The organism is Paenibacillus antibioticophila, from assembly GCF_000455265.1.
Classification (GTDB): Bacteria; Bacillota; Bacilli; order Paenibacillales; family Paenibacillaceae; genus Fontibacillus; species Fontibacillus antibioticophila.
Genome location: NZ_HG005144.1, coordinates 1 through 12,302 on the forward strand (window position 1 = coordinate 1; position 12,302 = coordinate 12,302).

General features: G+C 48.5%; 15 protein-coding genes and 1 rRNA gene. 2 read left to right on the top strand and 14 right to left on the bottom strand.

Annotation, left to right across the window (positions count from 1 at the left end; genetic code table 11):
* The 3 genes from TX85_RS24125 to TX85_RS24135 all read right to left on the bottom strand — a co-directional run.
* Nucleotides 1-192 (bottom strand): 16S ribosomal RNA (locus tag TX85_RS24125); the annotation flags it as partial.
* 317 nt (nt 193-509) lie between these two features.
* On the bottom strand, nt 510-719 hold the full coding sequence (locus tag TX85_RS24130) for a hypothetical protein (RefSeq protein WP_044482486.1): 210 nt from the start codon (nt 717-719) through the stop codon (nt 510-512).
* A gap of 186 nt (nt 720-905) precedes the next feature.
* Nucleotides 906-1,526 carry a stage II sporulation protein M gene (locus TX85_RS24135; protein WP_044482487.1) on the bottom strand — a complete coding sequence of 207 codons (621 nt, stop codon included), beginning with the start codon at nt 1,524-1,526 and terminating at the stop codon, nt 906-908.
* A 120-nt stretch (nt 1,527-1,646) separates the two neighbouring features.
* On the opposite strand from TX85_RS24135, the gene pdaB reads away from it, so the two are divergent.
* A complete protein-coding gene (gene pdaB / locus TX85_RS24140; RefSeq protein WP_044482488.1) occupies nt 1,647-2,456 on the top strand; it encodes a polysaccharide deacetylase family sporulation protein PdaB in 810 nt (269 codons plus the stop codon).
* A 60-nt stretch (nt 2,457-2,516) separates the two neighbouring features.
* Here the strand turns inward: pdaB and TX85_RS24145 are convergent, their stop codons facing one another.
* The gene (locus tag TX85_RS24145; RefSeq protein ID WP_044482489.1) at nt 2,517-3,140 is read right to left on the bottom strand and encodes a KinB-signaling pathway activation protein; all 624 of its coding nucleotides are present in this window, start codon (nt 3,138-3,140) and stop codon (nt 2,517-2,519) included.
* A 129-nt stretch (nt 3,141-3,269) separates the two neighbouring features.
* Here TX85_RS24145 and gerD point away from each other — a divergent pair, with 129 nt between their 5' ends.
* Nucleotides 3,270-4,091, top strand: coding sequence for a spore germination lipoprotein GerD (gene gerD, locus TX85_RS24150; RefSeq protein WP_044482490.1), 822 nt, complete (start codon nt 3,270-3,272; stop codon nt 4,089-4,091).
* A gap of 38 nt (nt 4,092-4,129) precedes the next feature.
* Here gerD and TX85_RS24155 read toward each other — a convergent pair whose 3' ends face one another.
* The 10 genes from TX85_RS24155 to rplQ form a co-directional block, all read right to left on the bottom strand.
* On the bottom strand, nt 4,130-5,248 hold the full coding sequence (locus TX85_RS24155; RefSeq protein ID WP_044482564.1) for an Mrp/NBP35 family ATP-binding protein: 1,119 nt from the start codon (nt 5,246-5,248) through the stop codon (nt 4,130-4,132).
* A gap of 57 nt (nt 5,249-5,305) precedes the next feature.
* Nucleotides 5,306-6,079, bottom strand: a complete 774-nt coding sequence (gene cwlD / locus TX85_RS24160; protein ID WP_044482491.1) for an N-acetylmuramoyl-L-alanine amidase CwlD — start codon at nt 6,077-6,079, stop codon at nt 5,306-5,308.
* A gap of 78 nt (nt 6,080-6,157) precedes the next feature.
* Nucleotides 6,158-7,327 carry a sulfate adenylyltransferase gene (sat, locus tag TX85_RS24165; protein WP_044482492.1) on the bottom strand — a complete coding sequence of 390 codons (1,170 nt, stop codon included), beginning with the start codon at nt 7,325-7,327 and terminating at the stop codon, nt 6,158-6,160.
* A gap of 13 nt (nt 7,328-7,340) precedes the next feature.
* A complete protein-coding gene (locus tag TX85_RS24170; RefSeq protein WP_044482493.1) occupies nt 7,341-8,033 on the bottom strand; it encodes a phosphoadenylyl-sulfate reductase in 693 nt (230 codons plus the stop codon).
* Between the two features lie 154 nt (nt 8,034-8,187).
* Complete coding sequence (locus TX85_RS24175; RefSeq protein ID WP_044482494.1) at nt 8,188-9,066, bottom strand: FMN-binding protein; 879 nt, start codon at nt 9,064-9,066, stop codon at nt 8,188-8,190.
* 168 nt (nt 9,067-9,234) lie between these two features.
* Nucleotides 9,235-9,627 (bottom strand): 30S ribosomal protein S9, encoded by a 393-nt coding sequence (gene rpsI / locus TX85_RS24180; RefSeq protein WP_044482495.1) that lies wholly within the window; start codon nt 9,625-9,627, stop codon nt 9,235-9,237.
* 20 nt (nt 9,628-9,647) lie between these two features.
* Nucleotides 9,648-10,085, bottom strand: coding sequence for a 50S ribosomal protein L13 (rplM, locus tag TX85_RS24185; RefSeq protein WP_044482496.1), 438 nt, complete (start codon nt 10,083-10,085; stop codon nt 9,648-9,650).
* Nucleotides 10,086-10,314: 229 nt separating this feature from the next.
* Nucleotides 10,315-10,680: a TFIIB-type zinc ribbon-containing protein gene (locus TX85_RS24190; protein ID WP_044482497.1), complete on the bottom strand. Its 366-nt coding sequence runs from the start codon at nt 10,678-10,680 to the stop codon at nt 10,315-10,317.
* 76 nt (nt 10,681-10,756) lie between these two features.
* Complete coding sequence (truA, locus tag TX85_RS24195; RefSeq protein WP_044482498.1) at nt 10,757-11,587, bottom strand: tRNA pseudouridine(38-40) synthase TruA; 831 nt, start codon at nt 11,585-11,587, stop codon at nt 10,757-10,759.
* 322 nt (nt 11,588-11,909) lie between these two features.
* Complete coding sequence (gene rplQ, locus TX85_RS24200) at nt 11,910-12,275, bottom strand: 50S ribosomal protein L17 (RefSeq protein ID WP_044482499.1); 366 nt, start codon at nt 12,273-12,275, stop codon at nt 11,910-11,912.
* Between the last annotated feature and the right edge of the window lie 27 nt (nt 12,276-12,302).

Genomic DNA, 12,302 nt, shown 5'->3' on the forward strand with positions numbered 1-12,302 from the left:
GAAGGTAAATTATCTGGTATTAGCTACCGTTTCCGGTAGTTATCCCAGTCTTACGGGCAGGTTGCCTACGTGTTACTCACCCGTCCGCCGCTAACTCTCAGGAGTGCAAGCACTCCTGAGAGTCCGCTCGACTTGCATGTATTAGGCACGCCGCCAGCGTTCGTCCTGAGCCAGGATCAAACTCTCCAATAAAGTGTTTGACTTGCTCATTTCAAAACTGACGAGAATTATTCATTCTCTATTTAATACTCACTCGTTGTTCAGTTTTCAAAGATCAACTCGCGATGTTTAATCGCTTCATTTCATCACCGCGCTGTCTCAGCGGCGACTTTTATAATATACCATACTTCATTCGGTTTTTGCAAGAGTTTTTTCAGAAGTTTTTTCTCCTCTGTGATCATCCTGCAAGAACCGCATGTTCTGCAAAAAAAGCGGAACGTTTGATAATTTACCACATGCCCGCCTATGAAGTCAAATCCAATTATATCCTATTGTTTATTTAATGTGAACTACCCTCTTCGGGCATATTTAGACAATTCCTTGGAAGGCGCAAAGCGGGCGTACATCCGAAAGACGGTTTTATAACGATTAGCAATAGCGCGGCGAATATCTTGGTCTAGCCGCTGGTCGCTCAGATCCAGCAGCATCTCATCCAATTCCTTACGAAGAACATAATCGAGCTCCTTGCATTCTTTATCATTAAACATCATTCCCAGCATAACCACACAGCTCCTCTTTCGACGAAATAGCGATTGTAACAGGATATAGGCAGCATCAATTAGCGCTCGTATGCACTCGCATGTATGTACTCTTGGGTAATGATTAACCCGTTACCTTTCCCAATAAACCTGTTTCCATAGAACCGCTTTACTGTTATGCTCACTTTCTGGAAATTTTATGACTCCCTATTTCATTAAATTGTAAGTAATCACACTTTCGATCCCCGCCGCAAGCAAGAGAAGGATCACAATCCAGAACGCCCCTCGTACCGCTGAAGCAAGAAAGCCGCGCCATACCACACTTTTCTCCCTCTCTTCTCTTGCACCTCCTAATTCCCCCAGCCATTTCAGAACCATATAACCAAACTGCATTCCGAATCCGGCCGCAATGATAATTGCAGGAATCTCGATAATCCCATGCGGCAGCAGGCCATAAAATATTAAATGAAACACATCCTCACCCTGGCGCCCTAGCTCTGATACCAGGTAACCGATCACCATTCCGTTCATGACCAGGAACAGTACCGGATACACGCCGAACAACGCACCTAGGAAGATAACAGCGACCGACTTTATGGCATTATTGAGGAAAATAAATTTAAAGAAACCCTGCTCCGGAGAGGGTGACTCCGATAGTCTCTGGCTATGCTCCTGCATTTGCTCAATCGCCGGATTGACCCACCGTCCAATAGTCTCGGCACCTGCAGTACCAATGATGACACCTGCCGCGAACAGTATTAACGCAGTCAGCATCATTTTCCGATACCGATGCAAATCCTTCATAAAGTAGCCAAACGAAAGCTTCATAAATAAATCCTCCAATTCATTCTTCAGGGTCATATTTCAAATTAGTACGAGCATAAAGTAGTACAAGCGGATCCATCAAATCCACCAATTCAATCTTAATGAATGAGGGGGCAACCATCCATGAACAATTTCTTCTACGTCCTTAACGGGAAGAAGATCAAACGGTATTTCTTCGTTTTTGCTGCGGCCCTATTTGCGGCCGGAATTATCTATGTGGAGAAGAATCATGTCACCGTATTCTCCGAGGAGAGCAGCGGTGCAGCGATCTACAGTATTTCCACCGAGAAAAAAGTTATCGCCCTCACCTTCGATATCAGTTGGGGAGATAAACGAGCCGAGCCGATCCTTAAGGTATTAAAAGACAAGAATATTAACAAGGCAACCTTCTTCTTATCTTCTCCTTGGAGCAAGAGTCACCCGGAGCTGGTCAAGGCGATTCAGACCCAAGGCTATGAGATTGGGAGCCACGGTCATAAACATACGAATTACAGCGAACTGAGCGATGAAGAGATTAAGAAGCAATTAACCGCCGCTCATACTATTTTAACCGATGTAACTGGAAAAGCACCTATGCTCCTGCGACTCCCGAACGGGGATTTCGATAAGCGCGTGCTGAAGACTGCCGACGAGCTGGGTTATACAGTCATCCAATGGGACACCGATTCACAGGACTGGATGAATAAAGGCGTAGATACGATTGTCAAAAGGGTCGTGAGCAAGGCGCATCCCGGCGATATTGTCCTGATGCACGCCAGTGATTCCGTGGAGCAAACCCACGAAGCATTGCCCCTCATTATTGATCAGCTTCGGGAAAAGGGCTATGAGTTCGTCACCGTCAGCGATCTTCTTCAAGAAGCCGGTGTAAGCGGTTCTCAGGTGCGTGACCAGGCCTGGCTTCAGCAGCAGCTGGATATTGCCTCAGGGATGTAAAGGTAAAAAAAGAGCCGGCTTCATGGAGGATACCCCTCATTTGCCCGGCTCAAATGCATTTCATTCATTTACCAACCCCTGCTGCCGCGGGGGTTTATATGTATTTTGCGGCTTAAGCACACGATGGAGAATCAAGATTTGGTAAGCATTGCAGGCAATAAGCGGTGCGGCGATCCATAATGTAGCCTGGTCAACGCCAATCTTCAGTACACCGACAATTTCAAGTATTGTAAAGGCGGTCATGAAGAACAGTGTTGGAATCCATGCGGAGCTATGGGTCATCTTCACCTTGAAATAAGCAACCCCAACAGCAATAACAAGCAGGATCACCCCAAAGATGATATCTGACGTCCCCTTTCCCTCCCGGCCGACAAACAGTCGAAAAAACATCAATTCAAGCCACGCCAGCACAGCAAGCCCCAGCTGTATATATTGCCAGGTTCTGCGGGAGAATACACCATTGCCCATGTAATTAAGCATCAGATAGGCAAAAAATCCCATCTGGGAATACACGCTGACCATAGCGCCAACCCCAAGCAGCACGGCGATATTCACGAGAATGTCTGTCGCTCCGTTCATATCCAAAGTGTCGGTCCATTGCATAAGCAGGCCAACAATCAGCGATCCCGCCGCCCCTACCGCTAACGTCGTCCAGAATAAGTACATCCAATTTTTCAAGTTCAAATGTCACACCCCCACTAAAGAAATATTTTACCAATGATCCCGTTAAAAAACCATGGGGGCGAAAGGATAAATCTTTTTCTGCAGCCGCATAATAACCACAGTGACGATGAGCGAAAGGAGGATTGAACCATGAAAAGACTGCGCTTAAGCAGGTTCTGGTTCATTTGCATACTTGTATTATCTATCATGCTGACAGCCTGCGGCTCTGACCAAGGAGGCTCTTCTTCTTCCCAAGGTGGACTTGGCTATAAGGATACAAAATCCATGGTTATCGATATTTTAAAGACGGAAGATGGCAAGCGGGCCATTTATGAAGCGTTAAGCGGGAGCAACAGCGTGTCCGGTTCAGCCAATCACGATCAGAATAATTCGGAATCCGGCAATTCAGAGGACAGCTCCAAGTCAGGTGAATCCTCAGGAGGCTCGGAATCCGGCAGCGGGCAACAAAGCGGGTCAACGCTTGGGGTACGCATGATTCTGCCCGGACAGTCCTCCGATCAGATCCGTATGGCCGTCAAGGAGACCATAACTTCCCCGGAGTATAAGGCTGAGTTGGAGAAGATTATGACGGATCCGCAATTCGCGGGTGATTTTGCCAAGGCCGTTAATTCCCAGAGCAAGCAGCTTCATATGGAACTGATAAAGGACCCGACCTATCAAAAGTCCATTGGAGAGATCATGAAATCACCGGAGGTCATGAAGATGTTTCTTGACTTGACGAAAACTTCGGACTACCGTAAGCAAACTATGACAGTTATGCAGGAAGCCATGCAGAGTCCTCTGTTCAAGATGGAGGTCATGGAGCTTCTAAAGACGGTCGTGCAGCAACAGTTGCTGCCGAATGTTGAGAAGCAGCCGAAGTCCGGTGAGAAGGAGGGAGGACAAGAGGAAGATCAGGGGCAGTCCGGCGGAGGCAGCGGCGGAGAAAACGAACAGGATCAAGGTTCTTGATTTAGTTAAAGTTAAAAAGAAGACTGCTCCGTTAAGGATCAGTCTTCTTCACATTTGGCGATGACTTTGAGTGCTGCCTCAGTATACATCTGCCCCGCACCTGATTCCGCCTTATAGACAGAGGGAGAAAAATCAGGCTCGGAAGGATGATTATCCGGCGCCCCCAATGGCACTTGAGCAAGCAGCTCCGTCTGCAGTGTCTCCGCCAGACGAGCCCCGCCGCCTCTGCCGAACACATAGTCCCGCTTGCCGCAGCCTCCGCACTCATAGTAAGCCATATTTTCAACTACACCAAGCACCTCATGATCGGTCTTGAGAGCCATCGCCCCTGCCCTAGCAGCTACAAAGGCTGCAGTAGCATGAGGCGTGGTGACGATAATCTCCTTGCTGTGCGGAAGCATCTGATGGACATCAAGAGCAACATCCCCTGTTCCGGGCGGCAAATCGAGAAGCATATAATCCAGCTCCCCCCAAGCAACATCTGCGAAGAATTGATTGAGCATTTTGCCCAGCATGGGTCCCCGCCAGATCACAGGATTATTGTCCTGAATAAAAAATCCCATGGACATCACCTTCACCCCGAAACGCTCCACCGGAATAATTGCGCCATCCTCGACCTGAGGTACAGTCTCGATTCCCATCATGTCAGGTACGCTGAATCCATAAATATCCGCATCGATCAAGCCAATCCGCTTCCCCATACGGGCCAGCGCCACTGCAAGGTTAACAGAGACCGTGGATTTTCCCACGCCCCCCTTGCCACTGGCGATTGCGATAAACTTCACTCCGGAGTCAGGGTCAAGAATTGACACGTTCTCTAACCCGGCCGCATGTCCCTTGGGCTGTGTTTGCGCCTGCTCCCTAGCAGCAGTGGCAGTCGCGTTCAGATCTTGTCCAGCCTGTTCGCGTTCCAAATCAGAGGCCTCCCGGAAACGAAGATGAATATCCTTAATCCCGGCATCCGCAAGTCTTGCGCGAATCTGCTCCTCTACAAGCCGCCGGCTGTTGCCTTCCTTATCCAGACATACGACGGTAAGCGATATCCGCTCCTCCTTGATCATGATATCCCGGATCCATTGCATCTCAACCAGGCTACGCTGCAAAGAAGGCTCAGCGACTGGACGAAGTATGGCCTCAAGTTGCTCCCTTGTCATCAATAACAGCACCTCGACTTTATCGTTATCCTCATAAGGACTCTATGATGAGTTATTATATCATTTCTTGTCAGACTGTGCCGAGGTTCCGCTGCGTTCTCCGGAAGTATATCTCAGGATTCCTTGGTATATCGAGGCGGCCACCTTCTGCTGATAAGATTCATTGCCCAACAGCGATGCCTCCTCCGGATTGGATAGGAAGCCGACTTCGACAAGCGCAGCTGGGATCGTCACGGCTTCCAGAATGTAGACCGACTTATCGGACTGCTTGGCTACCCGGTCCGTATTCTCGAGATTACGTCTCAACTCTTCCTGAATCAGGTCGGCCAGCGTAGGGCTGTCGCCATGATTGGGGTAATAGAAGGTTTGAGCTCCACGCCAGCGCGGCGAAGGGATGCTGTTCATATGAATACTGATAAATAGCCGAGCCTGCTGCTCTTCAATGAACCTCACCCGCCGCTTGAGATCCTCCGTCTTTCGATTCTTATAGCCCTTTGTACCCGAATCAGCCAAATCCCGATCCTCTTCCCGGGTCATCACCACAATAGCGCCTGCCTGTTGCAGATAATCCCGTAAATATAAAGACACCGCGAGATTAATGTCCTTCTCGATCACTCCCTGCTCACTGACAGCCCCGCCATCCGCTCCTCCATGACCGGCATCCAGCACAATCGTCTGACCGGCAAGCGGCAGACTCCAATATTGGGATACACGTTGCGCAGGCACCTCATAGAGGGCCAGGCCAATTAATAAGCCGATAAGGCCGAGCGCGATAAATCCCTTCTGAATATGTCCAAAATGAATCCACAGTTCCGGCTTGTGTTTGGAGCCCATAAAAAAGCCACCTCCGTCCCATAATGACATTAATCATCATATGGGACGAGGTGGACAAATATACCGGGTTCACCGGACTTAGATAACGACTTGATGACTCATGCCCTCGATCAGTACCCGAGCCACTTCTGGACGGGTAAACTCAGGCGGCGGGCAGATGCCCTCCCGAAGCAGCCCTCTTACCTTAGTTCCGGACAAGGTCATATGATCCTCCTTCGGATGCGGGCAGGTTTTGCTGGAGGCCATGTTCCCGCATTTCGTGCAGAAGAAGCTGTGTTCAAAAAATAATGGCGAGATTCCCAGCTCCTCCGGTGTAAAGTTCGAGAAGATTTCCTGCGCTTCATAAGTGCCATAATAATCGCCGACTCCGGCGTGATCCCGTCCGACGATAAAGTGGGTACAGCCGTAATTTTTGCGAACCATAGCATGGAATATAGCTTCTCTAGGTCCCGCATAACGCATGGCCGCCGGAAAGACACCCAGAAAAGTACGATCTGCAGGATAATAATGATCCAGCAACACAAGGTAACTCTTCATACGCACATCAGCCGGAACGTCATCCGACTTCGTCTCTCCCACAAGCGGATTCAGGAACAGTCCGTCCACAATCTCCAGCGCGCTCTTCTGGATATATTCATGAGCCCGGTGAACCGGGTTGCGGGTCTGGAAACCGACAACCTTGTTCCAACCCTTCTCGGCAAAAATTTTCCGCGTCTCTGCCGGGTCATAATAGAACTCGCCAAAGCGATCAGGCTTCGGACGGTTCAGTACAGTTACCTCCCCGCCAACATAGATCGGCGAGCGTTCCAGCAATTTCTTCACTCCGGGATGCTCATTGTCATCCGTCTTAAACACATGTACCGCCTCTTCAAGCGGATCGACACGATAAACATCGGCAACCTCCAGCAAGCCGTAAATAACTCCGTCCTGCTCGCCCGTTAAGGCCACTTTCTTGCCCGGAGTTAGCGAAGCGGACTGCTCCTCACTAACCGATAAAGTAATCGGAATGCTCCATACGGTTCCATTAGCCAGACGCATGTTCTTGACTACAGATCGATAATCCTGTTCTGTCATAAATCCGGTCAATGGCGAGAAAGCGCCGACACCGATGAGATCTAGATCGGAAATAGCCCATGGCGTAATCGCAATGGCTTCCAGCTCCGCAGCTTCCCTAAGCAGTCGTTCACGTTCATCCCCGGAGGCCAGTCTGTTAATCAGCTTGCCTCCGTGTGGTAAGATTGCCGTCATGGTTGTCTCTCCTTTATTTATGAAGTCCGCATTCTGTCTTGTCAGAGCCTGACCAGCGTCCTGCTCTTGGATCCTCGCCAGGCATGACCTGACGTGTGCAGTATTCGCAGCCAATGCTTGGATAATTGCGGTCATGCAGCGGGTTATAAATGACATTATTATCGCGGATATATTGCCAAACATCCTCGCTGGTCCAGCCTGCGATCGGATTGAATTTAACCAGCCCGAACTTGGTGTCATATTCAATCTTCTTGGCATTTGCCCGGGTAGGCGCCTGATCTCTGCGAATTCCTGTAATCCATGCATCATATTGAGACAAGATCCGGGTTAAAGGTTCAACCTTGCGAATGTTGCAGCAGGCATTAGCGTCTGACTTCCATAGCTCATCGCCGAATTGCTGTGCCTGCTCCTCCGGGGTAATCTTCGGGGATACGCGCACAAAGGCTAATTCATAGCGATTCGCGAGGGCATCCCGAGTATCATAGGTCTCTTTAAAGTGAAAGTCCGTGTCCAGATAGAATATATCTGTCTTGGGGCTAATCTTCTGCAGCATATCTACAAGTACCACATCCTCAGCGCCAAAGCTGCATGCAAAGGTAATGTTCGGAAATGTCCGGATCGCCCATGCAATGATCTCCTCCGGGGATGCGGTTTCCAGTTCTTCCGCCTTAGTGCGAATAAGGTCTTCCTTTTCAAGCAAATTCATTATCGACCCTCCATCTCCTTGAATAGCATGATAGCATATAAAACCGACTAAACAGATTAGAATTATAGTTTATAGTATAGTGGTTTACCGCTGTAAGTCAATAAAAAAGACCCGACATTTGAAATGTCAGGTCTTATCATTTTGTTGCAAATGATTATTCTGCAATCGTTATAGCCTTCGTAGATGTATCACCGATCTCAGCCATATCGTCCAAAGCCGCTTCTACAAGGGCATGGAAATTATTCGAAGAGGTTGTAGCGCCAGTAATGACATCTACGTCACCGATCAATTGCTTATCGATCAGTTGTTGTTCAAGCTCGGCTGTATATTTCTCAGGATAAGTTCCGGATTGCGGCTCCATCGCTGCTTTATATTCTGCGTTTTCTGTTTTCATCGCGCCTTCTTCATTCACATAATCAAAATTCACAGAATCAATCTTATGGTCCTTGATTACCAATTCGATAAACGGCTTCCAGCCATGTGCGTCGAATGCATCAGCCTCTACCTTGTAGGTACCATCTTCATACAGGTTCACCACTGCATCGCTTGTATCGCCGGTCTTTGCTTTTTCAAGCGCTGCGGCAGCAAGCTCGTTGAAGTTTCTGGAGGAATGCGTTGCACCGGATACTACATCCACTTTATCCGCAGACTGCACACTTACCAGATTCTCTCCGAGCTTATCGAATGCTTCACGAGGAGTCATTTTATTGACATTCTCAAACGCCTTTGAATAGTTCTCGTCATTGGTTCTCAAGTCACCGTTTTCGTTCGTGTAATCGTAGTAGGCCTTCTCCACCTTACCGTCTTTCACAGTAATTTCTACGTAAGCTATCCAGTTGCGAACATCCTTACGATCGTAGATGCCCTTGTAAGTACCGTCTACATACGTACCTGCGCTTGTCTCTGTCGTGGCAGGTGGATTGGCACCGTTATCCGCGCCATCAGCAGCATTGTTAGTTGCTTTATTGCCGCCGCAGGCTGTCAGTGCAGCCATAAGCAATACTACCGTGCTAATCAAGATCGCTTTCTTCATGTTTTATCCCCCATTGAATAAAATTGTTGATATTGGAAGTTTATCACCAGTTATTCTAATCGTATGTGAAAATAATCACCTATTATGTGAAAAAATGCTCATTGTATACATAAAAAACCTCCGTGCCAAAATTGGCCGGAGGCTCTGCATTCCTGTGGTCCAGGAATATTAACGTTTCGAGAATTGTGGTGCGCGACGAGCGGCTTTGAGACCGTATTTCTTACGTTCCTTCATACGTGGATCACGAGTCAGGAAGCCCGCTTTCTTCAGAGCAGGACGGAATTCAGGGTCAGCCTTCAGCAATGCACGGGAAATACCGTGACGGATTGCGCCTGCTTGACCAGAGATACCGCCGCCATGAGCGATTACGATTACATCGTAGTTGCCCAATGTTTCAGTCAGGTTCAAAGGTTGTTTAACGATCAGTTTGAGAGTTTCCAAACCGAAATATTCGTTGATATCGCGTTTATTGATGACAATGCGTCCTTCACCCGGTACAAGGCGAACACGAGCTACCGAATGTTTACGACGACCTGTCCCATAGTATTGTACTTGTGCCATGAAACTGTCCTCCCTTTTAATTATCCGCGAAGTTCGTAAACTTCAGGTTTTTGTGCTGCATGTGGATGCTCTGTGCCGGCATAAACTTTCAGTCTGAGCTTCATCTTCTCGCCTTGACGAGTCTTAGGCAGCATACCGAATACAGCAGATTCAAGTACACGCTCAGGTTTTGTATTCAAAAGATCCTTGGCTACAGTAACTTTCAAGCCGCCTGGATGCAGGGAGTGACGATAGTACTTCTTGTTCTCCAGCTTCTTGCCAGTCAAAGTAATCTTCTCAGCATTGATGATGATAACGAAGTCACCGCCATCAACGTGTGGAGTAAATTGTGGTTTGTGCTTGCCGCGGATCAGAGCAGCGGCTTCACTTGCCAAACGGCCAAGTGTCTTGCCTTCGGCATCAATAATGTGCCAATTGCGCTCAACTTCGTTTGGCTTCGCCATATAGGTGGTACGCATGTAAAGATCCTCCTTCATTCTCGTCCGAAATGGTTCATGGATGCGAGTCTCAAGCCGATGTAACAGCTGGATTGCCCGCGTTCACACTTTATCTTCGATCGTTGTCATATTCGTAGTTAGGTAGTTCTCAGTTCTTGCAATGCGGTCTTCTCAACTGGGGGCCGTGGGATAGCCGTCAAGAAAACACAACTTATATTTTACAGTAACGAACGCACTTCCGCAAGTATTTTTAATCAAAAAGATCCCCAAACACGTCCAGCACATTTTTCTTCTTTTTATGCTTAGGATAGCCTTTATAATTCTCCTTATAGTTGCGATCCTGAGGGTATCCCTGATTCTGCGGATAGCCTTGGTTTGGCGGATAGTTTGGATGCTGCTGCTGATGTCTAGGGTCCATCTGTTGACCATATCCGTCATATCCCCGGCTTTCTTCCCATTCTCGATAAGACGGTCGAATATCATTGATCTCCTTGAGCAACTTCTCCAGTTCCCCGCGGTCCAGCCAGACTCCTTTACAATCAGGGCATACATCAATCAATACTCCGTCCTTCTCAACCTCACGCATCCGGACATCATTGCATACTGGACATTTCATGAGCTCGTCCTCCGTTAATTAGAATAATTTTGTTCTTGTACTAATTACGAAGAAACTCAGCTGCGGTTGCAGCATTTTACTCATCGTCCTCGTGATCTTCTGTATCGGTCCATTCGGATTGCTCAGATGCCGGCGAGCTGAAATCATATTCCACATTCCATAGCATAAGACCCTTGCTCTCTGCCGTCGGTCCAGCGGCTGCGCGATCTTTCGCCGCAAGGATGCTTTTCATATCCTCCGGGGTCCGTTTGCCCTCTCCCATCTGAAGCAACGTGCCCACAATAATACGCACCATATGCTGCAGAAAGCCATTCCCTGTCACATATAGGTGAATGACTCCCTGCTCATGACTTCCTGCCGCAAGCTCGCTCTGCTCGACCTCAAGGCGCGCCTCAAGGATAGTCCGAACATGGCTCGTCTTCGTGGAGTGTCTGGAGGCAAAGGAGGTGAAGTCATAGGTTCCAACGAGGTGCTCCAATCCCTGACGCATCGCCTCCACGTCAAGCTTGCCGGGATGGTGCAGCTGATATCTCCTGACAAAAATATCAGGGACACGGTTCCCGTTGATCGAATAACGATACGTCTTCCGCTTCGCTGAACGTCTGGCGTGGAACTCCAGCGGCACCTCGATGATTTCGATTATTCTTATGTCTTCCGGAAGACGGCCATTCAGGGCAAGGCGCCATCTCTCCAGCGGAATAATAGAATTCGTATGAAAGTGAAACACCTGTGCCCTGGCATGAACGCCGGCATCCGTACGTCCCGAGCCATGGATCTTGATCGCTTCTCCCGTCAATTGAAGCAAAGCATGCTCAATCGCATCCTGTACCGTATTTCCTCCTGGCTGCGTCTGAAATCCGTAATAGGCCGTGCCGTCATAGCTGACCGTTGCCAATAAATTGCGCAAGCAAATTCACCCCCGCATTCCTATATAGGTTGAACTAATACCTTTTACGTTTAGAGGGCAACGTGTAGAGTGTTCTTACGATCGCTGTTGTTCGCGGATTTCTCTGATTGAACTAAGATATGATACGGTAGAAATCCACTCGCAAAGGCGAACGCTTCCGCTTCTTCAGCACACTCCACACTTTTGCCCCTTTCTACGTAGTTTTTAGTTCAACCTATATAGTTAACTATTCATACAATAAAATAACAAAAAACTCTCTACGGCCAAGCCTTTAGCGGCAAGCCGTCAGAGAGTTTAACGTTGCTTAGGGATCCTCCCCTAATTAAGCACGGTCTACCAATTCCAAGTAAACCATAGGGGCGGAGTCGCCGCGGCGTGGTCCAAGCTTCAGGATACGAGTGTATCCGCCTGGACGCTCGGAGTAGCGAGGTGCAATTTCCGAGAACAGCTTCTGGATTGCATCCTGCTGACCGTCGATTGATTCGCGGCGCACATATGCAGCCACTTGACGACGAGCATGCAGATCTCCACGCTTAGCCTTGGTGATCAGCTTTTCAGCGATCGAGCGAATTTCCTTCGCTTTCGCTTCCGTTGTTTGGATGCGTTCGTATAAGAACAGGTCGGTTACCAGATCACGGAACAAAGCTTTACGCGCACTGGAATCGCGGCCCAACTTTTGATATGCCATGAGTTTTCCCTCCTTCGCTAGAACGAT